At 73.0% G+C, this 25,744-nt stretch carries 21 protein-coding genes and 1 tRNA gene; 7 read left to right on the top strand and 15 right to left on the bottom strand.

Annotated features, from left to right (window positions below; all coding sequences use genetic code 11):
• Positions 1–104: 104 nt before the first annotated feature.
• From JK356_RS06630 to JK356_RS06620, 3 genes are all read right to left on the bottom strand, one after another.
• Positions 105–177, bottom strand: a tRNA-His gene (locus JK356_RS06630).
• Positions 178–253: 76 nt separating this feature from the next.
• Positions 254–850, bottom strand: coding sequence for an oligoribonuclease (gene orn / locus JK356_RS06625; RefSeq protein WP_201866603.1), 597 nt, complete (start codon positions 848–850; stop codon positions 254–256).
• Positions 851–932: 82 nt separating this feature from the next.
• Positions 933–2,045, bottom strand: a complete 1,113-nt coding sequence (locus tag JK356_RS06620) for a GlxA family transcriptional regulator (RefSeq protein ID WP_201866602.1) — start codon at positions 2,043–2,045, stop codon at positions 933–935.
• Positions 2,046–2,815: 770 nt separating this feature from the next.
• Between JK356_RS06620 and JK356_RS06615 the strand changes: the two genes are divergently transcribed.
• Positions 2,816–3,349, top strand: coding sequence for a universal stress protein (locus tag JK356_RS06615; RefSeq protein WP_201866601.1), 534 nt, complete (start codon positions 2,816–2,818; stop codon positions 3,347–3,349).
• 292 nt (positions 3,350–3,641) lie between these two features.
• Here the strand turns inward: JK356_RS06615 and glmS are convergent, their stop codons facing one another.
• Both glmS and JK356_RS06605 read right to left on the bottom strand, forming a co-directional pair.
• The gene (gene glmS, locus JK356_RS06610; RefSeq protein WP_201866600.1) at positions 3,642–5,462 is read right to left on the bottom strand and encodes a glutamine--fructose-6-phosphate transaminase (isomerizing); all 1,821 of its coding nucleotides are present in this window, start codon (positions 5,460–5,462) and stop codon (positions 3,642–3,644) included.
• 68 nt (positions 5,463–5,530) lie between these two features.
• On the bottom strand, positions 5,531–5,797 hold the full coding sequence (locus tag JK356_RS06605) for a hypothetical protein (RefSeq protein WP_201866599.1): 267 nt from the start codon (positions 5,795–5,797) through the stop codon (positions 5,531–5,533).
• 289 nt (positions 5,798–6,086) lie between these two features.
• On the opposite strand from JK356_RS06605, the gene JK356_RS06600 reads away from it, so the two are divergent.
• Positions 6,087–7,307: a serine hydrolase gene (locus JK356_RS06600; RefSeq protein WP_201866598.1), complete on the top strand. Its 1,221-nt coding sequence runs from the start codon at positions 6,087–6,089 to the stop codon at positions 7,305–7,307.
• 12 nt (positions 7,308–7,319) lie between these two features.
• On the opposite strand, the gene JK356_RS06595 is transcribed toward JK356_RS06600, so the two are convergent.
• The 4 genes from JK356_RS06595 to JK356_RS06580 are packed head-to-tail and all read right to left on the bottom strand — an operon-like array spanning position 7,320 to position 13,221.
• The gene (locus tag JK356_RS06595) at positions 7,320–8,483 is read right to left on the bottom strand and encodes an acyl-CoA dehydrogenase family protein (RefSeq protein WP_201866597.1); all 1,164 of its coding nucleotides are present in this window, start codon (positions 8,481–8,483) and stop codon (positions 7,320–7,322) included.
• Positions 8,480–9,529: a hydroxymethylglutaryl-CoA lyase gene (locus tag JK356_RS06590; RefSeq protein WP_374100618.1), complete on the bottom strand. Its 1,050-nt coding sequence runs from the start codon at positions 9,527–9,529 to the stop codon at positions 8,480–8,482. The genes JK356_RS06595 and JK356_RS06590 overlap by 4 nt, the downstream gene beginning before the upstream one ends.
• Entirely contained in the window at positions 9,526–11,562 is a 2,037-nt protein-coding gene (locus JK356_RS06585) for a biotin carboxylase N-terminal domain-containing protein (RefSeq protein WP_201866596.1), read from the bottom strand. Before JK356_RS06585 ends, JK356_RS06590 begins: the two co-directional genes overlap by 4 nt.
• A gap of 27 nt (positions 11,563–11,589) precedes the next feature.
• The gene (locus tag JK356_RS06580) at positions 11,590–13,221 is read right to left on the bottom strand and encodes a carboxyl transferase domain-containing protein (RefSeq protein ID WP_201866595.1); all 1,632 of its coding nucleotides are present in this window, start codon (positions 13,219–13,221) and stop codon (positions 11,590–11,592) included.
• Between the two features lie 48 nt (positions 13,222–13,269).
• Here JK356_RS06580 and JK356_RS06575 point away from each other — a divergent pair, with 48 nt between their 5' ends.
• Complete coding sequence (locus JK356_RS06575; RefSeq protein WP_201866594.1) at positions 13,270–13,899, top strand: TetR/AcrR family transcriptional regulator; 630 nt, start codon at positions 13,270–13,272, stop codon at positions 13,897–13,899.
• Positions 13,896–14,615: a Mut7-C ubiquitin/RNAse domain-containing protein gene (locus JK356_RS06570; protein WP_201866593.1), complete on the top strand. Its 720-nt coding sequence runs from the start codon at positions 13,896–13,898 to the stop codon at positions 14,613–14,615. The genes JK356_RS06575 and JK356_RS06570 overlap by 4 nt, the downstream gene beginning before the upstream one ends.
• Before the next feature lie 55 nt (positions 14,616–14,670).
• Here the strand turns inward: JK356_RS06570 and JK356_RS06565 are convergent, their stop codons facing one another.
• Together JK356_RS06565 and JK356_RS06560 are read right to left on the bottom strand one after the other, a co-directional pair.
• Positions 14,671–16,407 carry a tetratricopeptide repeat protein gene (locus tag JK356_RS06565; protein ID WP_201866592.1) on the bottom strand — a complete coding sequence of 579 codons (1,737 nt, stop codon included), beginning with the start codon at positions 16,405–16,407 and terminating at the stop codon, positions 14,671–14,673.
• 333 nt (positions 16,408–16,740) lie between these two features.
• Positions 16,741–19,689: a UPF0182 family protein gene (locus JK356_RS06560; protein ID WP_201866784.1), complete on the bottom strand. Its 2,949-nt coding sequence runs from the start codon at positions 19,687–19,689 to the stop codon at positions 16,741–16,743.
• A gap of 154 nt (positions 19,690–19,843) precedes the next feature.
• Between JK356_RS06560 and JK356_RS06555 the strand changes: the two genes are divergently transcribed.
• Positions 19,844–20,446, top strand: coding sequence for a PPA1309 family protein (locus tag JK356_RS06555; protein ID WP_201866591.1), 603 nt, complete (start codon positions 19,844–19,846; stop codon positions 20,444–20,446).
• 48 nt (positions 20,447–20,494) lie between these two features.
• On the opposite strand, the gene JK356_RS06550 is transcribed toward JK356_RS06555, so the two are convergent.
• The 4 genes from JK356_RS06550 to JK356_RS06535 form a co-directional block, all read right to left on the bottom strand.
• On the bottom strand, positions 20,495–21,586 hold the full coding sequence (locus JK356_RS06550; protein WP_201866590.1) for a PDZ domain-containing protein: 1,092 nt from the start codon (positions 21,584–21,586) through the stop codon (positions 20,495–20,497).
• A gap of 25 nt (positions 21,587–21,611) precedes the next feature.
• Complete coding sequence (locus JK356_RS06545) at positions 21,612–21,785, bottom strand: hypothetical protein (RefSeq protein ID WP_201866589.1); 174 nt, start codon at positions 21,783–21,785, stop codon at positions 21,612–21,614.
• Positions 21,786–21,961: 176 nt separating this feature from the next.
• Positions 21,962–22,411 carry a molybdenum cofactor biosynthesis protein MoaE gene (locus tag JK356_RS06540; RefSeq protein ID WP_201866588.1) on the bottom strand — a complete coding sequence of 150 codons (450 nt, stop codon included), beginning with the start codon at positions 22,409–22,411 and terminating at the stop codon, positions 21,962–21,964.
• Between the two features lie 47 nt (positions 22,412–22,458).
• Positions 22,459–23,628, bottom strand: coding sequence for an SDR family oxidoreductase (locus JK356_RS06535; protein ID WP_201866587.1), 1,170 nt, complete (start codon positions 23,626–23,628; stop codon positions 22,459–22,461).
• A 147-nt stretch (positions 23,629–23,775) separates the two neighbouring features.
• On the opposite strand from JK356_RS06535, the gene JK356_RS06530 reads away from it, so the two are divergent.
• Positions 23,776–25,182, top strand: a complete 1,407-nt coding sequence (locus JK356_RS06530) for a zinc-dependent metalloprotease (RefSeq protein ID WP_201866586.1) — start codon at positions 23,776–23,778, stop codon at positions 25,180–25,182.
• The gene (locus JK356_RS06525; protein WP_201866585.1) at positions 25,179–25,706 is read left to right on the top strand and encodes an NUDIX hydrolase; all 528 of its coding nucleotides are present in this window, start codon (positions 25,179–25,181) and stop codon (positions 25,704–25,706) included. Before JK356_RS06530 ends, JK356_RS06525 begins: the two co-directional genes overlap by 4 nt.
• The last annotated feature ends 38 nt before the right edge of the window (positions 25,707–25,744 follow it).

Below are 25,744 nucleotides of genomic sequence, written 5' to 3'. Positions count from 1 at the left end.
GCTCTCCAGGGTCGGCGCGTGCGGCGGCCCGGCGCTCCCGGCCGCCGGCTGCGGGAACGCGCGAGGGCCCGGCCCGCGCGTGCGGACCGGGCCCTGAGCGACAGGGTGAGCGACGGGACTCGAACCCGCGGCCACCTGGACCACAACCAGGTGCTCTACCAGCTGAGCTACGCCCACCATCGGCCGTGTCGTGCGGAATGCTCCGGCCGGTACTGATGGTACATGCTCGAAGGGGGTGCCGGTGCCCGGGTTTTCACGCCACCACGTGATGGGCGGCGATCCGCTTGGCTGCCTCGGAGTCCGGGCCCGGCTGGGGGACGAAGATCGCCTCCCGGTAGTAGCGCAGCTCGGCGATGGATTCCCGGATGTCGGCCAGCGCCCGGTGGTTGCCGGTCTTCTCGGGGCTGTTGAAGTAGACCCGCGGGTACCAGCGGCGGGCGAGTTCCTTGACGGAGGAGACGTCGATCACACGGTAGTGGAGGTACGACTCCAGGCTGGGCATGTCCCGGGCGAGGAAGCCGCGGTCCGTGCCGATCGAGTTGCCGCACAGCGGCGACTTGCCGGCCTCAGGGACGTGGGTGCGCACGTAGTCCAGGACGAGGCGCTCGGCCTCCTCCAGGGTCGTGCCCCCCTCGAGTTCGTCCAGGAGCCCGGAGGCGGTGTGCATGGCGCGCACCACCTCGGGCATCGAGGCCAGGGCGGCCTCCGGCGGGCGGATCACCACGTCCACCCCCTCGCCCAGCACGTTCAGCTCTGAGTCGGTGACCAGCGCGGCCACCTCGATGAGCGCGTCGTCGGCCAGCGAGAGTCCGGTCATCTCGCAGTCGATCCACACCATGCGATCGTTCATACAAAACACCCTACGTCGGTGTTCGCGGCCGTTCGCTCAGCGTGACCGGCCGGGCGGCGGGGTGACCCCGCCGCCACGGCGGTTATGCCGACGAGCGGCCCCGCTGGCCCGGCACCCGCGGCGAGTAGTTGTCGTTGGCGGGCTTGTTCCGGCCCGCCGCGGCGTTCTCCTGCTGGCGGGCGCGGTAGGCGGCCCGGTAGGCGGCCGGCGAGGCCCCCAGCTGGCGTCTGAAGTGCCCGCGCAGCGCCACCGGGGAGCGGAAGCCGCAGCGGCCTGCGACCTCGTCCACCGAGTAGTCGGAGACCTCCAGCAGCCGCTGCGCCTGGAGAACACGCTGCGTGATGAGCCATTGCAGGGGAGCGCTCCCAGTCAAGGCCCGGAAACGCCTGTCAAACGTTCTCCTGCTCATATAGGCGCGCGCGGCCAGGGTCTCGACGTCGAACTGCTCGTGCAGGTGCTCCAGCGCCCAGGCCACGACCTCGGCGAGCGGGTCGGCCCCGATGTCCTCTGGTAAAGACTTGTCGAGGTGGCGCAGGGACCCGCTCTCCGAGCCGTTGCCCCGGCGGGGCGGCAGCACCAGGCGGCGGGCCAGGGCGGCCGCGGCCTCGGGGCCGTGGTCGAGGCGGACGATGTGGAGGCACAGGTCGATACCGGCGGCCGTGCCGGCCGAGGTGAGGATGTCGCCGTCGTCGACGAACATCTCCCTGGGGTCCACATGGACCGAGGGGTAGCGCTTGGCCAGCGTGGGCGCGTACATCCAGTGGGTGGTGGCGGGGCGGCCGTCGAGCAGCCCGGCGGCGCCCAGGGCGAAGGCTCCGGTGTTGAGCCCGATCACACGCGCGCCCTCGGCGTGTGCCCGGCGCAGCGCGGCGAGCGCGGGTGCCGGGGGCGGGCCCGTGATGGACCGCCAGGCGGGGACGATGACGGTGCCCGCCCGGGAGACGGCCCCCAGACCGTAGGGGGCGCGCAGTTCAAGTCCGCCGGTGGTGCGCAGCGGCCCTTCCTCCCCGGCACAGGCGAGCAGCCGGTAGCGGGGCACTCCGGCGTCCTGCCGGTCCACACCGAAGACGGACAGCGGGATGGAACTTTCGAACATGGGGCTGCCGCTGAACAGCAGCACCGCGACGATCTCGCGGCGACGCCGGGCGGCGAGCTTGACGGCGGGCTCGGGGCCGTGCGTTGGGTCCTGGCTCATGCTCCTCAGTTCCCTCGGTCGTCGCATCCTCTCGGTCCTGCACGTTTCCCCCGACGTGATTGCCAAGATCGAATCTACTGCGTCGGATGAGGTTGACGGGACAAGTTCATCACTCGGCGCTAAATCGACATGGCAGCGTGGCGTGAAGCATTCGATCAGGAAGCGTTACACGTACGGGCAGTTGGCGGAAGTACGCCTCCCCTTCTCGCAGGGCCGGGAGCGGCGCTGACGCCGCGAGTGACCTCAAGTACTGCGGCCGCTCTCCTGTGTTGACGGCACGTGATCGCACAGAGTGTCAACTTCTCGAAAGTTGGCCGAAAATCGCGGTTGAGGTTGCCGGAAGGAAGCGCTCGGCGAAGCGGAGCAGAGATGCCCCGGCGCAGATGATGACGGGCATAACGAGGGACGTTGCGCGGAACGGCAGGCACACCCGGGCAGAGAGGGATCAACGCGCCGTCCGGCCGATTAGTCACGCTCTGGAGCGGTACCTGCCGGAATATGCCCGACGGCATTGCGCCGTGCGACGGCGTACGGCATGCTGCACGCCCATGGTTTCAGGGACCGGCAGCGGGGTATGCGCCCGGTCTCTGGGCATACACAGGCCACGCCGTACCCTGGGAGGTGGAACAGTGGACCGAGTGGCAGCGTCCCCCGCCCCCTGTCTGCCGCATCCCTGCCACGCCTTGTCCCAAGGCCCGGCGGCCACGTGTCCCACCCCTGTCCGCGGCCCGCTCTCGAGGTTTCCTCACTGACACATCGCTGAGGCTCCGATGGCTGGACACGAGTTCCCCGAACCAGCGGATCGCCGCCGCGTGGCCGATCCCTCCGCCACTCCCGACCCGGTGGACCCGGATCCCGCGGACGCACAGCCGGCCCGCGACCCCGCGTTCCAGCACGGCGTGGTCGTGGGCTTCGACGGCTCCACATCGAGCGAGCGCGCTCTCGCCTATGCCGTCGGCATGGCCCAGCGGTCCTCCTCGGGGCTGATCATCGTGCACGTGGCGAACCGGCTGCCCACCACCGTGTGGGCCGGCTGCGAGCCGCCGGCGCTCGTTGACGTTCCCGACCACCGCACCGAGGTACTCGGCCTGGAGCTGGCCTGCTCCGACTATCTCGCCGACGTCCCCTGGGTGCTGCTGGAGCGCGGCGGCGACATCTGCCACGAACTGGAGGAGGTCGGCCGCGAGTATGAGGCCGACGCGATCGTCGTGGGCACCACGCACGGCCTGCTCGGCCGCCTCTTCGGCTCGGTCTCCGGCCGGCTGGCCCGGCGCGCGCAGCGGCCCGTGATCGTCATTCCGTAGGCGTGTGAGGACAGAGGGGAGCCGGCTCCCGCCACTGTCACCGGTCGTTCACCAAACTCATCGCCTCGAAGGGGTGGATTGTGCGCTTGTGATGGGCATAACAGGAGACGTAAGGCTTTAGCCGTCTGGCGGGAGGTGACGGACCCGCCGGATGGCTCCTCCTGCCGGCGTAATGGGCGACGCCGGCGTGATGGCGGCCCCCGGGGGTGCGTTTGGTGGCACGCACTCCGCCGGGGGCCGCCCTGCGTCCTGAGCCGGCCGCTGCCGCCGGTTCACGCCGCGGTGGCCCGCCTCACTCCACCGTGACGGACTTGGCCAGGTTCCGCGGCTTGTCGATGTCCCGGCCCAGCGCCAGGGCGGTGTGGTAGGCGAGCAGCTGGAGCGGGATGCCCATCAGCACGGGATCGAGCTCCGGCTCGTTACGCGGCACGACGATCGTTTCGTCCGCCTTCGGCTGCTCCTGGTGCGCCACGGCGAGGATGCGGCCGTTGCGCGCCTTGATCTCCTCCAGCGTCGCCCGGTTCTTCTCCATCAGTTCGTCGTCGGGCACGATCGCCACCGTCGGCACGGCGGGCTCGATCAGGGCGAGCGGGCCGTGCTTCAGCTCCGAGGCCGGGTACGCCTCGGCGTGGATGTAGGAGACCTCCTTCAGCTTCAGGGACGCCTCCTTGGCGACCGGGAAACCGCGGACCCTGCCCACGAACATCATGCTCTTGGCCTGGGCGAACTCGGCCGCCAGCGCGGCGATCCGGTCCTCCCCCGCCAGGATCTCGCTGATCTGGCCGGGCAGCCGCCGCAGGCCGTCGATGATCCGCTTGCCGTCGGCCACGGACAGGTCGCGGACCCGGCCGAGGTGGAGCGCGAGCAGCGCGAAGGCCACCGCGGTGTTGGTGAAGCACTTGGTGGACACGACGCACACCTCGGGCCCGGCGTGGACGTACACCCCGCCGTCGGTCTCGCGGGCGATCGCGGAGCCGACGACGTTGACGACGCCGAGCACCATGGCGCCCTTGCGCTTGAGCTCCTGCACGGCGGCGAGGGTGTCGTAGGTCTCGCCGGACTGGCTGACCGCGATGTAGAGGGTGTCGGGATCGACGACGGCGTTGCGGTAGCGGAACTCGCTGGCGGGCTCGGCGTCGGCGGGGATGCGGGCCAGCTCCTCGATCATCTGGGCGCCGATGAGCCCGGCGTGGTAGGCGGAGCCGCAGCCGAGGATCTTCACGCGGCGCATCGCCCGGGCGCCGCGGGCGTCGAGGTTCAGCCCGCCCAGGTGCACGGTCGCGAAGCGGTCGTCGATCCGGCCGCGGAGCACGCGGTCGACCGCCTCGGGCTGCTCGGCGATCTCCTTGTGCATGTAGGTGTCGTGGCCGCCCATGTCGTAGCTCTCCGCCTCCCACTCCACGGTGGTCGGGGAGGCGGCGGTGTGGCTGCCGTCGGTGGTGTAGGTGCGGTAGTCGTCGGCCCGGATGGTGGCCATCTCACCGTCGTCCAGGGTGATCACCTGGCGGGTGTGGCTGATGAGCGCGGCGACGTCGGAGGCGACGAACATCTCCTTCTCGCCGATGCCGAGCACGACGGGCGAGCCGTTGCGGGCCACGACGATGCGGTCGGGGAAGTCGGCGTGGAGGACGGCGATGCCGTAGGTGCCGTCGATCAGGCGCAACGCCTCGCGGACCTTCTCCTCCAGCGTCTCGGCCTCGGAGCGGGCCACCAGGTGGGCCAGCACCTCGGTGTCGGTGTCGGAGGCCAGCTCCACGCCGTCGGCGGCCAGGCGGGAGCGCAGATCGGCGGAGTTGTCGATGATGCCGTTGTGGACGACGGCGACGCGGCCCTTGGGGTCGAGGTGGGGGTGGGCGTTGACGTCGTTCGGGGCGCCGTGCGTGGCCCAGCGGGTGTGGGCGATGCCGCAGGTCCCGGCGAACCGGGCGGGGATCTTCTCCTCGAGTTCACGCACGCGGCCCTTGTTCTTGACGGCCTTCAGCCCGCCGCCCCTGCCGCTGGAGTGGATGGCGATGCCCGCGGAGTCGTAGCCGCGGTACTCGAGCCGCTGCAACCCCTCGAGGAGGAGGGGAGCGACGTCCCTTCTCCCGACATATCCCACAATGCCGCACATACAGACTCCTCTTGCCGCCGTTTTTACCGCTGGTGGTCACTGCGTGCCGACGCCGCCGGGCCGGCCGGTCAGCCGTAGACGATCCGCCGCAGCTGCCGCTGGGACAGCTCGGGAGGTGCCACGGCCCGGTGGCGCAGCTCCTCGGCGATCCGCTGGAAGATCACCTCGTTGGTGATCCCCCGCCCTCGCAGCTCCCGGTGCCGCCGCCGGACGAACTCCTCGACCGTCTCGTCGAAGTACGCCAGCACGTCGAGGATCACGCGAGCCGCCTCGCCGCGCCCGAGCGGCGTGCTGCGCACCAGGTGATCCACGAGGTCGTCGTGGGCGTTCGGCATCGAGAGCACCCCCCGATACTGTGCGGTCGGGTGCTCATTCGCAACATTCCTGCCCGATTTCGGGCACGGGCGTGTCGCACGCCTCGTCCGCGGCACCGCTCGGGGGCGTCCGGCGGCACCGGTGGGACGCCCGGCGGCCGGCCGCGGGACGCCCCAGGAGACGACCATGAAAAGACGCTTAACAAGCCGCCGCTGACCGTTTCCTGACAGGTTCTTTGCGGCGACGGGTCTACGTTTCCCGCCCGGGGGGTGTCCCGCTCCATCACCGTTCGCGACTGAGAGGACATCCATGACCCGGACCTCATCTGATCCCGCCATCCGGCTGACCAGGCGCTCACTGCTGGGAGCGGCGGGGGTCTCCCTCGCCGCGGGCCAGCTCGCCGCCGGAACGGCCCGCGCCCAGGCGGCGGACGCCGCGCCGGCACCGGGCTCCACCAGCCCCGACGCGTTCCCCGGCATGCTGCCAGGCGGCGAGCTGGACCAGTTCGTCCGCGAGCGCGCCGAGCGCGGCGAGTTCTCCGGCACCGTGATGGCCGCCTGCCAGGGCATTCCCGTGCTGCACCGCACCTACGGCATGGCCAACGAGGCCGAGGGCATCCGCAACGACGCGCACACGCGCTTCGACCTCGCCTCCGTCACCAAGTGCATCACCGCCACCGCCGTCGCCCAGCTCGTGCGGCGGGGCGCCATCCAGTTCACCGACCCCCTCGGCGCGTTCCTCGGCGGCTTCTCCCGGGAGGCGTCCGAGCGCGTCACCGTGCACCACCTGCTCACCCACAGCTCCGGCTTCGGCGACTACTCCCAGTCCCCGGCCTACCAGCGCGGCGCGGCCAGCCGCGCCAGCGCCGAGGAGGAGTGGCAGGCCACGATGGCGGCGATCCGGGCCGCGGACCTGGAGCACGCCACCGGCGGCTTCCACTACAGCAACTCCGGGTTCTTCCTGCTCGGCGCCATCATCCGCGAGGTAACGGGCCTCGATTACTACACGTACGTGCGTGACCACGTACTGCGCCCGGCCGGCATGACCGGCTCCGCCTTCCTGACCCGCCCGGAGCTCGGCTCCGACCCCACCGCCGCCCACGCGTACTACACCCAGCCCCCAGGCGAGCGTGCGGACCTGACGGCCTCGGAGCACCAGGCGTTCATCGGCGGCCCGGCCACCGGCCTGTACGCCACGGCCACGGACCTGGTGCGCTTCGCGGCGGCGCTGCGCGACGGCAGCCTGGTCGACGACGCGTATGTGCAGCTGTTCACCACCGGCAAGCTTGCCGGGACCCGCGACGAGATCCCGGTGCCGCCGTGCCAGTGCGTGCTGTACGGCTACGGGTTCATCGAGTCCATCGTCAGCCACCAGGCGGTCTGGGGGCACACCGGCAGCGGGCCCGGCAAGGCGTGCAACCTGAGCGTCTACCCGGAGACGGGCTGGACGACCGTGGTGCTGAGCAACTTCGACACCCCGGTCAAGGACATCGTCGCCCTGGAGCAGCGGCTGCTCACCCAGTCCCCCTGAGCCCCGGGGGTCTCACAGGCCCAGGTCACGGGCGATGAGCATCCGCTGCACCTCGCTCGTGCCCTCGCCGATCTCCAGGATCTTCGCGTCGCGCCACATCCGCGCCACCGGGTATTCGTTCATGAAGCCGTAGCCGCCGTGGATCTGCGTCGCCTCGCGGGCATTGACGACCGCGACGTCGGAGGCGTGGAGCTTGGCGATGGCCGCCTGCCGCTTGCACGGCTCTCCCGCCGCCAGGCGGCAGGCGGCGTCGCGCCAGGCCAGGCGCGCGGTGTGCACCCGGGCCGCCATGTCCGCCAGCTTGAACTGGATCGCCTGCCGCTCGCCGATGGGCCCGCCGAACGCCGTGCGGGTGCGGGCGTACGCCAGCGACTGGTCCAGGCAGCCCTGCGCCAGCCCCGTGGCCAGCGCCGCGAAGGCGATGCGCCCCTCGTCGAGCACCTGGAGGAACTGCGCGTAGCCGCGCCCCTCCTCCCCCAGCAGGCTGTCGGCCGGGACCCGCACCCCGGAGAAGGACAGCTCGCGGGTGTCGGAGGCGTTCCATCCCACCTTGGAGTACGGCGGGGCGATGGTCAGCCCGGCCGGCTTCTGGTCGCCGCCGGGGACGAGCAGGGTGGAGATCAGCGGCGAGCCGTCCGGCTTGCGGCCGGTGACGGCCGCGACGGTGATCAGGCTGGTGATGCCGGTGCCCGAGTTGGTGATGAAGCACTTGGTGCCGTCGATGACCCACTCGTCGCCGTCGCGCCTGGCCGTCGTGCGCAGACGGCCCGCGTCGGAGCCGCCCTCCGGCTCGGTGAGCCCGAACGCTGCCAGCTTCTCGCCCCGGGCCAGCGGCGGCAGCCAGCGGCGCTTCTGCTCCTCGGTGCCGAAGCGGTAGACGAGCATGCTGCCCAGCGACACGCCCGCCTCCAGGGTGACGGCGACGGAGGAGTCGACGCGGGCCAGCTCCTCGATGGCCAGGCACAGGGCCAGGAAGTCGCCGCCCATGCCGCCGTACTCCTCGGGGAAGGGCAGGCCGAACAGGCCCATCTTCCCCATCTCGCGGATGATCTCGTAGGGGAAGGCGTGCCGCTCGTAGTAGTCGCCGATCACGGGTGCGACGACGTCGCGGGCGAACTCTTCGACGGAGCGGCGGAACTCCTCGTGCTCGGGGCTGAGACGGTGGTCCAGGCTCATTGGTCTGCCTCCTTGTGGGAGTACGCGGGTGCCAGCGCCCTGACCGTCCGGGACGGGCTGGGGCGGCCGAGGCGGTCGGCCAGCCACACGCTGGTGGCGGTGAGCTGGCCCAGGTCGATGCCGGTCTCGATGCCGAGACCGTGCAGCATCCACAGCAGGTCTTCCGTAGCAAGGTTGCCCGTGGCGCTGCGGGCGAACGGGCAGCCGCCAAGACCGCCCGCGCTGGCGTCGATGGTGGTGACGCCATGGCGGAGCGCGGTCAGGGTGTTGGACAGCGCCTGCCCGTAGGTGTCGTGGAAGTGGACAGCCAGCTCGCGGGCGGGAATGCCCGCCTCGGCGAGAGCCGTGAGCACGGCCGCGACGTGGCCGGGAGTGGCGGTGCCGATCGTGTCGCCCAGGCTCAGCTCGCGGCAGCCGAGGTCGCGCAGGCGGCGCGCGACCGCCACCACGCGCGCCACGTCCACCGGCCCCTCCCAGGGGTCGCCGAAGCACATCGACAGGTACCCGCGCGCGGGCACGCCCTCGGCGGCGGCGCGGGCGACCACCGGCGCGAACATGGCGAGCGCCTCGTCCACCGAGCGGTTGAGATTGGCACGGGAGAACGACTCGGTGACGCTGGCGAACACGGCGATCTCCCGGGCGCCCAGGGCCAGCGCGCGCGCCAGTCCGCGCTCGTTGGGCACCAGCACCGGCAGGCGGCAGCCGGTCCCGGCGAGCGGTGCCACCAGCGGGAACAGCTCCTCGGCGTCGGCGAGCTGGGGCACCCAGCGGGGGTGGACGAAGCTGGTCGCCTCGATCGTGCGCACTCCGGCGGCGGCCAGGCGGTGGATGAACTCGGCCTTGATCCCGACGGGGATGACCGCCGGCTCGTTCTGGAGGCCGTCGCGGGGGCCGACCTCGTGGACGCGGACGCGGGCCGGCAGCCCGTCCGGCGGGCCGCCGGCCCCCGGGCCCGGTACCGGCATCGGCACCCGCATCGGCAGCCCCAGGTCCGTGACGGGGGCAGCGGACGTGCCCGGCGCGGAGGAGGGCTGCGGCGCGGTCATCGCTGCTCCTTCGGGGTGACGCGGGCGAGCACCTGGTCCATGGCGACGGTGGCGCCCGGCGCGACCTCGATGGCGGCGACGGTGCCGTCGTGCGGGGCCGCGATGACGTGCTCCATCTTCATCGCCTCGACCACCAGCAGCTGCTGGCCGGCCGTCACCTCGTCCCCGGCGGCGGCCTTGACGAGGGTGACGGTGCCGGGCATGGGCGCGGTGAGGGTGTCCTCCCCGCCCGAGGCGGCCGAGGCGGCCAGCGCCAGCGGGTCGTGCTCCCTGACGTGCCAGGCGTCGCCCTCCCGGCCCAGCCAGTGGCCGCCGGGCGCAGCGGCGTGGTCGAACACGTGCACGACGCCGTCGAGTTCGAGCGTGACCGAGGCGCCGCCCGGGGCGGCGCGCAGCAGGCGGGCGGGCCGGGCCTGGGCCTCGCCGGCCAGCCGGACCTCAGCGCGGGCGGCGAGGCCGCGCACCTCGACCGTCACCGGCTCGTGGCCCGGCACCCGCAGGGCGTGGACCGTCCAGGCGGGCTCGCCGCCGAGCCGCCAGCCGGTCGGCAGGGCGAACGGATCGCGCCAGCCGTCCGGGGGCGGTTCCAGCGCGGCCTGCCGCAGCAGGGCGGCCGCCGCGTAGACCTCGACGGGGACGGCGGGCGGCAGCAGCGCGGCGGCCTCCCGTTCGACGAGGCCGGTGTCCAGCCGTCCGGCCGCCACGTCGGGGTGGGCCAGCAGGCGGCGGAGGAAGCCGGTGTTGGTCCCGACGCCGAGCACGGCGGTGCGGGCCAGGGCCGCGCGCAGCCGCCGCAGGGCGGTGGCACGGTCGGGGCCGTGCGCGATGACCTTGCTGAGCAGCGGGTCGTAGGCGGTGCCGATCTCGTCGCCTTCGGCGAGCCCGGAGTCGACGCGGACGCCCTCGCCGCCGGGCTCGCGCAGCAGCAGAACGCTGCCGCCGGCGGGCAGGAAGTCGACCCGCTCGCCGCCGGCCGCCAGGCGGGGCGTCTCGGCGCAGAGGCGCGCCTCCACGGCGTGTCCCCGGGGCGCGGGCACGCCGTCCTGGCCGAACGGCAGCGGCTCGCCGGCCGCGACCCGCAGCTGCGCCTCGACCAGGTCCAGGCCGGTGACGGCCTCGGTCACCGGGTGCTCGACCTGGAGGCGGGTGTTCATCTCCATGAAGTAGTGCCGGACCGGCGAGCCTCCCCCGGCCCCCTCGCTCGCGGCCTCGCCGGCGACGAGGAACTCGACGGTGCCCGCGCCGACGTAGCCGCAGGCCCGCGCGGCGGCCACGGCGGCCTCGCCCATGGCGGCCCGGGACGCCTCGTCGAGCAGCGGGCTGGGCGCTTCCTCGATCACCTTCTGGTGCCGACGCTGCAACGAGCACTCCCGCTCACCCAGGTGCACCACGCCGCCGTGCGCGTCCGCCAGCACCTGGATCTCGATATGCCGGGGCCGGGCGACGTAGCGCTCGGCCAGCAGCGTGTCGTCGCCGAACGCCGCGCGGGCCTCGCGCCGGGCCGCCTCGGCCGCCTGGCCGAGCCCGGCGAGTTCCGCCGCGTCGCGCAGCAGGCGCATGCCCTTGCCGCCGCCTCCGGCCGCGGGCTTGAGCAGCAGCGGCGCTCCGAGGGCGCGGGCCGCGCTGAGCCCGCCGGGCCCGTCGAGCGGGACGCCCGGCAGCACGGGGACGCCCGCGGCCTCGACCGCCTCCCGGGCGCGGATCTTGTCGCCCATCAAGGCGATGGCGGAGGCGGGCGGGCCGATGAACACCAGGCCCGCGTCGGTGACGGCGCGCGCGAACGCGGCGTTCTCCGCGAGGAAGCCGTAGCCGGGGTGGACGGCCTTAGCGCCGGTGGCGCGGGCGGCCCCGAGCAGCTCGGCGGCGTCGAGGTAGCTGCCGACGCGCACCGCCGTGTCCGCCGTGGCGACGTGGCGCGCGGCGGCGTCGGCCTCGGTGTAGACCGCGACGGAGGCCACGCCGAGACGGCGGAGCGTGCCGATGACGCGGACGGCGATCTCGCCGCGGTTGGCGACGAGGACGGTGTCGAACATCGCTGCTCCTCCCCTTGTCCCGGTGGCTCACATGCGGAAGACGCCGAACCGCGGCTCGTGCGGATCGCGCGCGGGCAGCGGCGCCCGGGCACACGCCGTCAGCGCCAGCCCGAGGACGGTGCGGGTCTGGAGCGGGTCGATGACGCCGTCGTCCCACAGCCGCGCGGTGGCGTAGTACGCGCTGCCCTGCCGCTCGTACCGCTGGCGGATGGGCGCCTTGAACGCCTCCTCGTCCGCCTCGGACCACTCCTCGCCGCGGGCGGCCAGCTGGTCGCGCCGCACGGTCGCGAGCACGGCGGCGGCCTGCTCGCCGCCCATGACGGAAATCTTGGCGTTGGGCCACATCCACAGGAACCGGGGACCGTACGCCCGGCCGCACATCGAGTAGTTGCCCGCGCCGTAGGAGCCGCCGATGACGACGGTCAGCTTCGGCACCCGGGCACAGGCGACGGCCGTGACCATCTTGGCGCCGTGCTTGGCGATGCCGCCCGCCTCGTAGGAGCGGCCGACCATGAAGCCGGAGACGTTCTGCAGGAACAGCAGCGGAATGCCGCGCTGGTCGCACAGCTCGATGAAGTGGGCGCCCTTGAGGGCGGACTCCGAGAAGAGGATGCCGTTGTTGGCGACGATGCCCAGCGGATGGCCGTGGATCCGGGCGAAGCCGGTGACGAGCGTGGGCCCGTAGCCGGCCTTGAACTCCTGGAAGCGGGAGCCGTCCACGATGCGGGCGATCACCTCGCGCACGTCGTAGGGCGTGCGCGGGTCCGGGGGCACGACGCCATAGAGCTGCGCCGGATCGACGGCGGGCTCCTCGGCGGGCTCGACCGGCCAGGGTGGGGGCGCGTCCGGCGGCAGCGTCGCGGCCAGCGAGCGCAGGATCCGCAGCGCGTGCGCGTCGTTCTCGGCGAGGTGGTCGGTGACGCCGGAGACGCGGGTGTGGACCTCACCGCCGCCCAGTTCCTCGGCGGTGACGACCTCCCCGGTCGCGGCCTTCACCAGCGGCGGGCCGCCGAGGAAGACCGTGCCCTGCCCGCGCACGATGACGGCCTCGTCGCTCATGGCGGGCACGTACGCGCCGCCCGCCGTACACGAGCCGAGGACGGCCGCGAGCTGCGGGATGCCGGCGGCGGACATGCGGGCCTGGTGGTAGAAGATGCGGCCGAAGTGGTCGCGGTCGGGGAAGACCTCGTCCTGCATCGGGAGGAACGCGCCCCCGGAGTCCACCAGGTACAGGCAGGGCAGGCGGTTCTCCAGGGCTATCTCCTGCGCGCGCAGGTGCTTCTTGACGGTCATCGGGTAGTACGTGCCGCCCTTGACGGTCGCGTCGTTCGCCACGACGACCGCCGTGCGCCCGCTGACGCGCCCGATGCCGGCGATGATCCCGGCGGCGGGGGCCTGGCCCTCATACATGCCGTCGGCGGCCAGCGGGGCGATCTCCAGGAACGGCGAGCCCGGGTCGAGCAGCGCGTCCACCCGGTCGCGGGGCAGCAGCTTGCCCCGCGCGAGGTGCCGGGCACGGGCGCGCTCGCCACCGCCGAGGCGGGCGGCGGCCAGCTTCTCGCGGAGCTGGGCGGACAGCTCGCGGTGCACCGCCTCGTTGGCCTGGAACGCCTCGGAGGCGGGGTCAGCGACGGTGCTGAGGACGGGCGCCTGCCACATACGCACAATGTTAACGGTCGCTAACAGCCGCTGTCTACAATGGAACGCATGACCCCGCGCAGGACCGCTCCCCGCACGCCCGCCACCGCGTCTCCGGGCGACCGCCGCCAGCAGATCCTGCGGGAAGCGTCCCGGCTCTTCGCCGAGCGCGGCTTCCACGGCGTGGGCGTGGACGAGATAGGAGCCGCCGTCGGCATCAGCGGCCCGGCGCTCTACCGGCACTTCGCGGGCAAGGACGCCATGCTGGCCGAGCTGCTCGTCGGCATCAGCGGCCGGCTCCGCGACGGCGGGCACCGGCGCGTGGCCGAGGCCGAGCAGGAGGGGCGGTCCGCCGCCGGCACGCTGGACCTGCTGATCGCCGGGCACATCGACTTCGCGCTGGACGACCGCGACCTGATCACCGTGCACGACCGGGAGCTGGACCGGCTGCCCGAGGAGGACCGCAAGCGGGTGCGGCGGTTGCAGCGGCAGTACGTCGAGCTGTGGGTGACGGTGGTGCGCCGCGCCTACCCGCAGCTGCCCGAGGCGCGGGCGCGCGCCGCCGTGCACGCCGTCTTCGGCCTGCTGAACTCCACGCCCCACCTGGCGCGGCCAGGCGCCTCGGAGCCCGGCCGCGAGGAAACGGCGCGGCTGCTGCACGAGATGGCCCGCGGCGCCTTCGCGGCGGCGGCGCGATGAGGGCGGCGGTCCGCCTCACCTTCGCGCCCGCGCTGCTGCCGCTGCTCCCGTCCGAGCGCCGGCGCGGCCCCGTCAGCGTCCCGTGCGACGGCTCCTCAACGCTCGGGCACCTCATCGAGTCGGCCGGGGTGCCGCTGACCGAGGTCGGCGGGCTGGTCGTGGACGGGCGCGACGCCCCGGTCTCCCTGGTGCCCGAGGGCGGCGAGTCGGTGACGGTCGGCCCGGTACCGCGGCCGCAGCGGCTGCCCGGCAAGCCGCGCTTCCTGCTCGACGTCCACCTCGGCACGCTCGCGCGGCGGCTGCGGCTGCTCGGCGTGGACGCGGCCTACGACAGCCAGGACCCGGGGGACCCCGCGCTCGCGGCGCGCTCGGCCGCGGAGCGCCGGGTGCTGCTCTCGCGCGACCGCGGGCTGCTGCGGCGCCGGGAGCTGTGGGCGGGCGCGTACGTGTACAGCGACAAGCCCGACGAGCAGGTCCGCGACGTGCTCGAGCGGTTCCGCCCGGCGCTCACGCCGTGGACGCGCTGCACCGCCTGCAACGGGCGCCTCGCGCACGCCGAGAAGGCGGCCGTCGCCGACCGGCTGGAGGGCGGCACGCGCCGCAGCTACGACGTCTTCGCCCAGTGCCTCGACTGCGGCCGCGTCTACTGGCGCGGCGCCCACCACTCGCGGCTGGCCAGCTTCGTGAGCGCCGCGGTACAGGAGTTCGGCACGTAGACGGCCGGTCCTCCCGGTGCCGGGAGGACCGGCCGCACCGCTTCAGGCCGGCCCGTCAGGCCGTCAGCTCCTGGCGCAGCGCGTCGCGCAGCCGGGCGGCACGCTCGGCGACCTCCGCCGGGCCCAGCTCCATGGCGCGGGTGCACCACGAGCCGCCCTCGTCCAGGTCGCCGCGCCGCGAAGCGAGCAGCGCCAGGCGCAGGGCGGCACGCCCGTGCCCCGCCTCGGCCGCGCGGGTCCACCACAGCGCCGCCTCCGGCTCGCTGCCCTCGCGGGCCAGCAGCAGCCCGAGGTTGAACGCGCCGTTGCGGCTGCCCGCCTCGGCTGCCGCCCGGTACCAGCGCGCGGCCTCCACGGCGTCGCCGCGCGTGGCGGCGCACATGCCCAGCCGCACCTGGGCCCGGCGGTGGCCGCGCTCGGCGGCGTGCTCGTACCAGCGCTCGTGCTCCGGCTGGCCGCCGTCCCCGGGGACGGCCCCGGCAAGGCTCCCCGGACCGCCGGCGAGGTCCCCGGCCGGATCCGGCTCGCCGCCGCGGGCGGCAGCCGCCCGCGCCCGCCGCTCCAGCAGCACGGCCAGGCGGAACGCGCCCTCGACGCTGCCGCCCTCAGCCGCGCGGCGCAGGTGCCGCTCGGCCTGGCGCTCGTCCTCCTCGCCGTCGCCGTCGCGCAGCAGCTCGACCGCGACCTGGAGCGCGGCCTCGGCGTGGCCCTTGGCGGCGGCCCGCTCGTACCAGCGCCGGGCCTCGGCCGTCTCGCCCCGCCCCGCGTAGAGGATGCCGAGGTTGAACGCGGCGTCGATGCTCCCGGCCTCCGCGGCCTTGGAGAACCACGGCTCCGCGCCCGCCTCGTCGCCGCGCTGGAGCAGCAGCACCGCCAGCGCGTTGGCGGCCTCACGGTGACCGGCATAGGCGGCGCGCCGGTACCACTGCTCGGCCTGCGCCGTCTGGCCCTGGCCCGCGCACAGCAGCGCGAGGTTGAACGCGCCGTTGGTGTCGCCCGCCTCCAGCGCCACGCGGTACCAGCGCTGCGCCTCCTGGCGCTCGCCGCGCTCGGCGTGAAGCGCGCCCAGCGCGTTGGCGGCCGGGCCGTCCCCCTCACGGGCAGCGCGGCGCCACCAGCGCTCGGCGGCGGCCTCGTCGCCCGCGTCGCGCAGCAGGAAACCGAGGGCGCTCGCGGCACGCGGCTCGCCCGCCTCCGCGGCCTGCACGTACCACCGGCCCGCCTCCTCGACCTGCCCCGCCTCCTCCAGCAGGGCGCCGAGGCGCAGGGCGGCCCGGACGTGGCCGCGCGCGGCGGCCTGGCGCAGCCACGGCTCGGCGCCGCCGCTCTCGCTGCCGGCCTTGCCCTCGCTCACCAGGCAGCCGTACCGGTACGCGGCCTCGCGGTGGCCGAGTTCGGCGGCGGCGCGGAACCACTTGGCCGCGCCGCGGGCGCCGCGGTGGTCCAGCAGGTCGGCCAGCGCGTAGGCGCCGGAGGCGTGGCCCGCCTCGGCGGCCTGGCGCAGCCAGTACTCGGCGGCGTTCTCGTCGCCGCGCTCGCGGTGGTAACGGCCGAGCGCGTGGGCGGCGGGGGCGGAGCCGGCGACGGCGGCGACGCGCCACCACTCGGCGGCCTCCTCGGCGCGCCCCGACTGGTACAGGAGGACCCCGAGGTTGTTGGCGGCCGAGCGCTCACCGTCGGCTGCGGCGGCGCGCAGCGGCGCCTCGGCGTTGTCCAGGTCGCCCAGGCGCAGCAGCCGCGCGCCCTCGCGCGCGGCTGCACGACTGTTCTCGAACCTCGCCTTGTCCCCCATAAGGTCCATAGTCGCACCACCTGAAACCTGCGTACACCTGGTATACCGCAGCCAGTGAAGTCACTTCAGCGGTTTATCGACTTCCCGATATGGATACACCCAAACGCAGAGTGAGGGAGGGAGTTGTCCAGGTTCCGCCACGATTCCTACCCAGCATGGTGGCAGCCGCGCGTCACCGCAGGTCAGCGAGGTGGGAGCGTGCCGGGCCGAACTGATGCCCAGGGCTGACATCGTGATACGGCATGGAACGGGCCCGGAAGCCGCGTGGCTTCCGGACCCGTTCTCGCGCCTTTGCCGGCCGGCCGCTGACAGCCGGTCAGTCAGCCGAAGGAGCTAAGACTGTGATGCCTCAGGCTCCTCCTCCTGGCGTCCGGCGGGGAGTTCGCCGAGCCGCTCCAGCGCCTCCTGGAGCCGCTGCTGGGCGTCGGCGTAGGCCTCCCAGTCGCCGTCGGCGTACGCCTCCTGGGCGTCCGCGTAGGCGTCCTGAGCCTCCTGGATGGTCTCCTCCAGCGTGGCGTCGGCGTCCGGCGGCGGCTGCTCCTCCTGGCCCTCTCCGCCGTCGCCTTCCTCACCTTCGGGCGGCGTCTCCTCCGCGCCCTCGACGCCGAAGACCACGTCCAGCGCCTGGTCGAGCGTCGGCTCGAAGGCGATCTCCTCGCCGTAGGCCACCAGCACCCGCTGCATCAGCGGGTAGTTCTGCCCCGCACCGAGCACGTACACCGGCTGGACGTACAGCAGCCCGCCCTGCAACGGCACCGTCAGCAGGTTGCCGTATCTGACCTGCGAGTCACCGCGCTGCCAGATGTTGATCTGGTTCGCGACCTCGGTATCGGAGTTGAAGCGGCTCTGCACCTGCTGCGGACCCCAGACCGTCGTGTTGGACGGCAGGGTCAGCACTCTGATGGTGCCGTAGTCAGGACTTCGCGCGTCCGCCTCGACGGCCATGTACGCCGACAGCGTCTCACGGTTGAGCGGCGTGAACGTCGTGGTCAGCGAGAACACCGGCTCGTCCTGGTCCGGCATCGCCATGCTCAGGTAATACGGCGGCACCGACGTACCGTCATCGGTCGTCGGGTCGTCCGGCACCTGCCAGCGCTCCGAACCGGAGTAGAACTGCCCGGGGTTGTCCACGTGGTACCGCTGGAGCAGCTCACGCTGGACGTTGAACAGGTCCTGCGGGTACCGCAGGTGGTCCATCAGCGCGTCGCTGATCTCGCTCCGGTCCTGCACCGTGCCCGGGAACGCCTTCATCCAGGTCTGGAGCACCGGGTCGTTCTCATCCCACTCGTAGAGGATGACCTCACCGGTGTAGGCGTTGACGGTCGCCTTCACCGAGTTGCGGATGTAGTTGACCTGGTTCTGCTGGGCGATGACCTCACCCTGCTCCTCGGTCAGCGAGGTCTCGGTGGCGTCACCCAGCGTCGTCCGCGACGAGTACGGGTAGCCGTTGGTCGTGGTGTAGGCGTCGACGATCCACAGGATCTGGCCGTCCACCACCGCCGGGTACGGGTCACCGTCGATCGTCAGCCACGGCGCCACCGCCTGCACGCGCTCCTTGGGCGTGCGGTTGTAGAGGATCTGCGACCCCTCACCGATCGCCCCGGAGTACAGGATCTGGGGCTCGCCCATCGTCAGCGCGTACGCGGCGCGGTTGAAGTAGTTGTCCAGGCTGACGCCCGCGCCGTCCACCTGGTAGCTGTACTCGACCTCGCCGTCCTCGCCGGCGTAGTCGATCTCCCGCTGCGGGCCGCCCACGATGGAGTACTGCGTGGTGTACTCACCGAAGTAGATCCGCGGCTCGTACTCGCCGAGCTCGCTGATCTGGCCCTCGGGCGGGAGGTCCTGCTCGGTGAAGCGCGGCTCGCCGTTGCTCTGCAGCTCGGTGCCGGACGCCGCGACCATCCCGAAGCCGTGGGTGTAGCGGAAGTGGTCGTTGATCCAGTTGCTCTCCGGCACGGAGTTGACGTTCATCTCGCGCAGGCCGATGACGGTGTCCTGCTCCTCGCCGTCCGCGGTCGGGTAGCGGTCCACGTCCAGAGTGGACGGGAACTGGTAGTAGCCGCGCACCTGCTGGATCTGCTGGTACGCGGGCGAGACCACGTTCGGGTCGAGCAGGCGGATGCTGGCCGTCTGCGCCACCGAGTTCCGCAGCGTCTCCGGATCGGCGTCCGTCGTTCCCGGGTAGTCGTCGATCTGCGCGTCGGCGATGTCGTAGGCGTCCTTCGTCGCCTGCATGTGCCGCTCGATGTACTCGCTCTCCCGGGCCTGCTCGTTCGGCCGGACCTGGAACTGCTGCACCAGTGCCGGGTAGACGCCGCCGATCAGGACCGCGGAGAGCACCATCAGGCCCAGGCCCAGCACCGGCAGCTGCCAGCCACGGCGCCACAGGGTCGCGAAGAACAGCAGGGCGCAGATCGCGGCGATGATCGTCAGGATCGTCTTGGCCGGGAGGTACGCGTTCGCGTCGACGTACCGCAGGCCCGTCCAGCCCGCCTCGCGGAACTCACCGCTCTTCAGGGCGAGCCCGTAGCGGTCGAGCCAGTAGGCCACCGCCTTCAGCGCGACGAACAGGCCAAGCAGCACGGACAGATGCCCGGTGGCCGCCTGTGTGATGCGGCTCCCCGGGGTGGTGATCCGCAGCCCGCCGTACAGGTAGTGCGTCAGCGCCGCGCCGATGATCGACAGCACGACCACGGCGAAGCCGAACCCGAGCAGGAACCGGTAGAACGGGTAGTCGAACGCGTAGAACGACACGTCCTTGTGGAACTGCGGGTCCACCTCGCCGAAGGACGTGCCGTTGACGAACTGGAGCCACGTCCGCCACTGCGCGGAGGCCGAACCGCCCGCGATCAGACCGATCAGCAGCGAGACGCCCAGCAGAATCCACCGCTTGTACGGCGCGATACTCATCCGGTAGCGGTCGAGATTCTGCTGCTCCATGGACATGGCGCTCAGCGGCGGGCGCAGCCGGTGCGCCAGCCAGATGTTGAACCCCACGGCCAGCGCCATCACCACGCCGAAGACGGCGAACATGATGGTCCGGGTGAGCAGCTCCGTGCGGTAGACACTGGTGTAGCCGACCGAGCGGTACCACAGCCAGTCGGTCCAGAATCCGGCGAACATCGCGAAGAGAATCGCGAGTCCCGCCAGGATCGCCGCCGTGATCAGCAGGGTCTTGGCACCGCGTCCAGGTCGTCCCACACCGAAACGCGGCCGGCCAGGACCTGCGGGACCTCTGGGCCCGTTCGGACCATGGGGGCGGCCGGAGCCCCGGTCCGGCATCTGGAAAGCCAAGATGGCACCTCGAAGATTCGCTGGGTTGTCTGAGATTGTTCGCGGGCAGCACGCGGGCCGGCACGGGGACGGCCCACTCGGCTAACTTACTCAAGCTTTACTCAGTTCCCGTTACGGGGTCTCAAGACGGCACGATAGGCCCATGGACAACACCCCTCCCGACGTAACCCCGTCAACGCCGCTGGCTGCGACTCCGCTCACCCGGGCCGTGCTCGAGATCGACGAGTACGTCTCCGGGCTTGGCTGGGATCAGCCGGCGACCCTCTTCGCCCTCGTGGACACCGACCGGCTGCGCCGGGAGGAACCCGCGCTCGCCGAACGCCTCGGCATCGGCCAGGACACGCCGGCGGCCGTGCCCGGCCCCTCGCTCACGCCCGTCGAGCAGGACCAGCTGCCCACCGGCGTGCCGCTCGACGAGTTCCTGGCCACGATCGCCTGGCCGGAGGCGGTCGCGGGCTGCGCCATGACCGTCGAACGCCTCATGCTGCCGCCCGCCGCCGAGGAGTCCATGCCGCCGGAACTGCGGGAGGGCGGCGACGAGGCGGCGCTCAACCGCTGGGTCGCCGAGCACCCCGAACGGCAGGAGGTGCGGCTGACCGTCGGCGTGCTGCGCGACGGACAGCGCGAGTCCGCCGTCAGGCTGCGCGAGAAGGACGCGAGCACCGAGGTGCTGACAGGCCCCGACCTCGTCCCCGGGCTCGCCGAGGCGCTGACCGCCACGTTCGACGACACGACCGAGGAGTGACCGGCGGCCGCTGGCCGGGCCGCCCGGCGGCGCGGGAGCCCGCGGCCGCTACCCGGCCTGGCACAGCGGCAGCTCGTCCGTCGTGCCCTCGCGGATGTGCTCCAGGGCGGCGAGGGCGTCCTGGAGGGAGCCGACCTCCACCAGGGTCAGCCCGTCCGGTGCGGTGCTGGCGGCGGTGGCGCAGTTCTCCTCCGGAGTGAGGAAGAAGTCCGCCCCCGCCTCCCGCGCCGCGATCGTCTTCATCGACACCCCGCCGATGGGACCGACGACGCCCTCCTCGTCGATCGTGCCGGTGCCCGCCACGAACTCGCCGCCCGTCAGGTCCTCGGGGTCGAGGACGTCGATCAGACCGAGCGCGAACATCAGCCCGGCGCTCGGCCCGCCCACGTCCGCGAGCTGGATGTCGATCTCGAACGGGAAGGCGTGCGCCGCCCCCGCCTCGATGCCCACGATGGCCCGGCCGTCATCCGGCGCGCTGGTCGTCGTGATCGTGACGTCCTCCGTCTCGTCGGGCAGCTCCCCGCCCGCGTCGAGCGCCTCCTCCGCCTGCTCGGCCGGCACGATCGTGAAGACGACGTCCTCACCCGGCTCGTGCTCGGTGACCTGCTCGGCTACCTGCTCCGGGCTGCTGATCTCCGTCCCGTCCACGGCGACGATCGCGTCGCCCGCGTGCAGCTTGCCGTCGGCCGGCGCCTCGGCCACCACGGAGGCCACGATCGGCAGCGTCGGTATGTCGTAGCCCAGCTCCCGCAGCGCCGCGACCTTCGCGCTCTCCTGCGAGCGGCTGAACTCCTCCGCGTTCTGCTCCTCGACCTCGTCCGGGCTCAGGTCACCGGGGTAGAGCGTCTCGAACGGCACCACGGCGCTGTCGTCGGCCAGCCAGCCGTACACCGCCTCCAGCAGGTTCATCTCGTAGGTCACGCTGGTGACGCGCACGGTCGTCATGTTCAGGTGGCCGGAGGTGTCGTACGTCTTCTCGCCGCTGATGCTCAGCACCGGCTCGCCGTCGTGCTCCCCCAGGGTGTTGACCGTGGGGCCGGGCGACATCTCGCCGTAGGGCACCGAGATGAGCAGTCCGGCGCAGAGCGTCGCTATCAGCAGCAGAGTGGACGTCAGCAGCGTCGCGGTCCGGCGTGGCATGCCTTGACAGTACGTGACGGCACTGTCAGCCGTCTGCCGGGGCCCGCTCCATCGCCGCGCGGAACGCCTCGTAGCCGCGCACGCCCTCGTCGTCGCCCACCCCGCCCTGCTGGTGGTGACGACGCGTGGCCCACGCGCTCCAGGCGGCGGCAACCACCGCACCGGCGACCGGAATCAGCAGCCAGACCAGAGCCGCCATGACCGACCTCCCACCTCGGCGACGTACTCTCAACGCTCTGCTGAAGAAACGGGTTACGCAACCGCGGGAGTGCCCGGCGCAGCAGGGGGTTACCCACCCGTTATGCGGCCAGGAAACCCACGGCTACTCTTCCAGGCTACTGCGCTTCGAACAGACGCTCCTCCCAGACGACTGCTCTACGAGCAGGCACCTACCCATTCCTGTGAGCCGTCGGCGAAGGTCTGGTGTTTCCAGATGGGGACCTCGCGCTTGAGGTCGTCGATGAGGCGCCGGCAGGCCGCGAAGGCCTCAGCGCGGTGGGGGCACGCGACGGCGACGACCACGGCCAGATCTCCCACGGCCAGTTCGCCCACCCGGTGGACGGCGGCCAGCGCTCGCACCGGGAAGTCGGCCGCGACGGCCGCCGCGACCCGGCGGAGTTCGGCCTCCGCCGTTGGGTGGGCCGTGTACTCCAGGCTGGTTACCGCGGCGCCCTCCGCGTGCCCGTCGTGGTCCCTGACCGTGCCGGTGAACAGCGCGGTGCCGCCCGCCGCCGGGTCGCCGACGGCGGCGAAGACCTCGTCCACCGACAGCGGCGTGGACCGGATCGCCAGAAGCCGCAGCACTCCTCCGTCCGTGACCGTCATCTCCCGTGTCCTCTCCGCCGTTCCGCCGTCTTCCCCGCGCGGCCCCGTCACCGGCGGCGCGCCCGCCGAGCCCGGCGCACCAGGGCCGCCGTGCCGACCAGCGCCACGGTCGCGCCCGCCGCGCCCAGGGTCGTCGCCGCGTCCTTGCGGCCCAGCCGACGCCCGGCCACCGTGCGGCGCCCGTTCACCTCGCGCAGCAGCTCGGCGAGCACCTCCTCGTTGCTCCACTTGGGCCGCCACCCCGCCTCGTGGAGCTTGCTGCCGCTGACGACCCACGGGTGCATCGTGTACGCCAGGTCGCCCGCGGGGGACGGCGTCAGGCCCAGCCGGTGCAGCCGGGCCGCGGCGCCCAGGGCCACGGCCGACGGCAGCTCCATCCGCCGGATGCCCGACAGCTCCTCGACCTCCTCCTGCTCCAGCCAGCCGTCGCAGCTGACCGCGAGCTCGCCCTCGACGCGTTCGAGCGCGGCCAGCTCCAGGGCGCTGACCAGGTCCTCGACGTGACAGAACTGCCAGCGCGGCCGGGAGCCGGCGACGACCAGCAGGCGCGGCGATTCGAAGTAGCGGGTCAGCGCGGTGTCGGTGCCGCCCACGAGGATGGCCGGCCGCAGCACCGTGACCTCCAGCCCCGGGTGGGCCCGCGGTGCGCGGCGGGCCAGGTGCTCGATCTCCAGCAGGTCGCCGACGCAGCTCGCGTCCGGGGTGGCCCGCAGCTCGGCGTTCTCGGCCAGCGGCACGTCGTTGTCGGGCAGGGCGCCGTAGACCATCGCCGAGGTGTACAGCACGACCCGGCGCACCCCAGCGGCCGCGGCGGCGGTGAGGACGGTCTGCGTGCCCCGCACGTTGAGCGCGGTGCGGGCGCCCGGGTCGGAGCTGAGGTTCAGGTCGAGCGCGAGGTGCACCAGCACGTCGACCGGCTCCGCCTCCGCCGGGCCCGCCGGCGCCCGCTTGCCGCCGGCGCCGGGTCCGCGGGAGGCACCGGAGGTGCGCAGCAGATCGGCGATAGCGGGGTCGCGGATGTCCAGCGTGTGCCACTCGGCGCCGCGGGCCTCGCCGAGGCGTTCGTCGAGCGCGAGGACGCGCTTGACCCCGTCGGCGGCCAGCAGGCGCTCGGTCAGCAGCGCGCCGACCCCGCTCGCCGCTCCCGTCACCGCGATGGTCAGCGGGGCGGCAGGGCCGTTTCGCGGTGCGCGAACGGCTTGCTCGGGGGAACTCACGAGACGACTCCAGCGGTTGTTCTGGTACGACGGGCGCAGGCCCCCATCCTGCCTGAGCGGTGTCTAGGCTGGAGTCGGAGACCAGCCAGTGACACGGCACAGCCCACCAAGCGAGCCCGGCACAGTCGACACGATCCGAGGATTCTCGTGAGTAACATGCCATTCGGATTCGGCCTTCCCGAGGAACCGGAGGGAGAAGGCGAGTCCGGCAAGAAGAAGGGCGGCGGGGGCCAGGGTCCGGCCGATAATCCGCTGGCGGCGATGTTCGGGGCCCTCGGCCCGGGCGGCGCGATGAACCCGCAGGACCTGGGTGCCGCGTTCCAGCAGCTCGGGCAGATGCTGTCCTACGACGGCGGCCCCGTGAACTGGGACCTCGCCCGGAACGTCGCGCGGCAGACCGTCGCCCAGGGCGGTCCCGGCGGCTCCCGGGACGCGAGCGTCGGCTCGCAGGAGCGCGCCCAGGTCGAGGAGGCGCTGCGGCTGGCCGACCTGTGGCTGGACAGCGTGACGTCACTGCCGTCGGGCGCCGGCACGGCCGTGGCCTGGAGCCGCGCGGAGTGGGTCGAGGCGACGCTGCCGGTCTGGCGGGAACTGGTCGACCCGGTCGCCGAACGCGCCGCCGCCGCGATGGGGAACGTGCTGCCCGAGGAGATGCGCGCGATGGCCGGCCCGCTGCTCGGCATGATGCGGCAGATGGGCGGCGCGATGTTCGGCACCCAGATCGGGCAGGCCGTCGGCGTCCTGGCGGGCGAGGTGGTCGGCTCCACGGACATCGGGCTGCCGCTGGGCCCGGCCGGCAAGGCCGCGCTGCTGCCGCAGAACGTCGAGGCGTTCGGCGAGGGGCTCGGCGTGCCGCAGGACCAGGTGCGGCTGTACCTGGCGCTGCGGGAGGCGGCGCACCAGCGGCTGTTCGCGCACGTGCCGTGGCTGCGCTCGCACCTCTTCGGTGCCGTCGAGGGCTACGCCCGCGGCATCAAGGTGGACACGGCCAAGCTGGAGGATCTCGTCGGGCAGATCGATCCGGGGCGCCCCGAGGAGTTGCAGGAGAAGCTGCGCCAGGGGCTGTTCCAGCCGGAGGACACCCCGGAGCAGAAGGCCGCGCTGGCGCGTCTGGAGACGGCGCTGGCCCTGGTCGAGGGCTGGGTGGACGCGGTGGTGCACGCCGCGGCCGAGTCCCGGCTGCCGTCGGCGTCGGCGCTGCGGGAGACGCTGCGGCGGCGCCGTGCCTCGGGCGGGCCGGCGGAGCAGACCTTCGCGGCGCTGATCGGCCTGGAGCTGCGGCCGCGGCGGCTGCGGGACGCGGCCCGGCTGTGGGCCTCGCTGACCGACGCCCGCGGTGCGCAGGGCCGCGACGCGCAGTGGGCGCACCCCGACCTGCTGCCGACGGCGGAGGACCTGGACGACCCGGACGGATTCGTGCACCGGGAGCAGCCCGACTTCGCCGAGCTGGAGCGCATGCTGGAGAACGGCCCCGCTGAGCCGGACGGCGGCGGCCGGGAACGGGGGAGCGACGACGGCCAGCAGGGCGACGAGGACGGCGGTCGCGACCGGTGAGCCTGCGTGACGACGCGGCACGGGTCCTGGCCGGCTGGCCCGCGCCCGACGAGCAGCAGGAATCGCTGCGCCAGGCGTACGCCCAGCATCTGCGCGAGCACCCGGACGGCATGTGGCGCGAGTGCGCCGCGGGGCACGTCACGGCGAGCGCGCTGATCGTCGACCCGGAGCGGGAGCGGGTGCTGCTGACGCTGCACGCCCGGCTGGGGATGTGGCTCCAGATGGGAGGGCACTGCGAGCCGGACGACGCCTCGCTCGCCGGTGCCGCGCTGCGGGAGGCCACCGAGGAGTCCGGCATCAGCGGGCTGCGGCTGCTGCGGCCCGGCCCGGTCAGCCTGGACCGGCACCGCACGCCGTGCGCCGTGCACATGGACGTGCAGTACGCGGCGGTCGCGCCCGGCGGTGCCCGGCCGGAGGTGAGCGACGAGTCGCTGGACGTGCGCTGGTTCGGTTACACGGAGGTGGCCGGCGTCGCCGACGATTCGGTCGTCCGCCTCGTGGAACGCACCCGGCAGCTGCTGTGAGCGGCCTGTCTCTCCCCGCCGCTGCCGCGGGGAGAGAC

The organism is Streptomyces sp. 7-21 (assembly GCF_016741785.1).
Lineage (GTDB): Bacteria > Actinomycetota > Actinomycetes > Streptomycetales > Streptomycetaceae > Streptomyces.
This window is presented reverse-complemented; position numbering and strand designations above follow the sequence as displayed.

Coding starts and splice junctions, on each gene's coding strand:
- orn (WP_201866603.1), bottom strand. CDS start 850: ATGAACGATCGCATGGTGTGGATCGACTGCGAGATGACCGGACTCTCG.
- JK356_RS06620 (WP_201866602.1), bottom strand. CDS start 2,045: ATGAGCCAGGACCCAACGCACGGCCCCGAGCCCGCCGTCAAGCTCGCC.
- JK356_RS06615 (WP_201866601.1), top strand. CDS start 2,816: ATGGCTGGACACGAGTTCCCCGAACCAGCGGATCGCCGCCGCGTGGCC.
- glmS (WP_201866600.1), bottom strand. CDS start 5,462: ATGTGCGGCATTGTGGGATATGTCGGGAGAAGGGACGTCGCTCCCCTC.
- JK356_RS06605 (WP_201866599.1), bottom strand. CDS start 5,797: ATGCCGAACGCCCACGACGACCTCGTGGATCACCTGGTGCGCAGCACG.
- JK356_RS06600 (WP_201866598.1), top strand. CDS start 6,087: ATGACCCGGACCTCATCTGATCCCGCCATCCGGCTGACCAGGCGCTCA.
- JK356_RS06595 (WP_201866597.1), bottom strand. CDS start 8,483: ATGAGCCTGGACCACCGTCTCAGCCCCGAGCACGAGGAGTTCCGCCGC.
- JK356_RS06590 (WP_374100618.1), bottom strand. CDS start 9,529: ATGACCGCGCCGCAGCCCTCCTCCGCGCCGGGCACGTCCGCTGCCCCC.
- JK356_RS06585 (WP_201866596.1), bottom strand. CDS start 11,562: ATGTTCGACACCGTCCTCGTCGCCAACCGCGGCGAGATCGCCGTCCGC.
- JK356_RS06580 (WP_201866595.1), bottom strand. CDS start 13,221: ATGTGGCAGGCGCCCGTCCTCAGCACCGTCGCTGACCCCGCCTCCGAG.
- JK356_RS06575 (WP_201866594.1), top strand. CDS start 13,270: ATGACCCCGCGCAGGACCGCTCCCCGCACGCCCGCCACCGCGTCTCCG.
- JK356_RS06570 (WP_201866593.1), top strand. CDS start 13,896: ATGAGGGCGGCGGTCCGCCTCACCTTCGCGCCCGCGCTGCTGCCGCTG.
- JK356_RS06565 (WP_201866592.1), bottom strand. CDS start 16,407: ATGGGGGACAAGGCGAGGTTCGAGAACAGTCGTGCAGCCGCGCGCGAG.
- JK356_RS06560 (WP_201866784.1), bottom strand. CDS start 19,689: ATGCCGGACCGGGGCTCCGGCCGCCCCCATGGTCCGAACGGGCCCAGA.
- JK356_RS06555 (WP_201866591.1), top strand. CDS start 19,844: ATGGACAACACCCCTCCCGACGTAACCCCGTCAACGCCGCTGGCTGCG.
- JK356_RS06550 (WP_201866590.1), bottom strand. CDS start 21,586: ATGCCACGCCGGACCGCGACGCTGCTGACGTCCACTCTGCTGCTGATA.
- JK356_RS06545 (WP_201866589.1), bottom strand. CDS start 21,785: ATGGCGGCTCTGGTCTGGCTGCTGATTCCGGTCGCCGGTGCGGTGGTT.
- JK356_RS06540 (WP_201866588.1), bottom strand. CDS start 22,411: ATGACGGTCACGGACGGAGGAGTGCTGCGGCTTCTGGCGATCCGGTCC.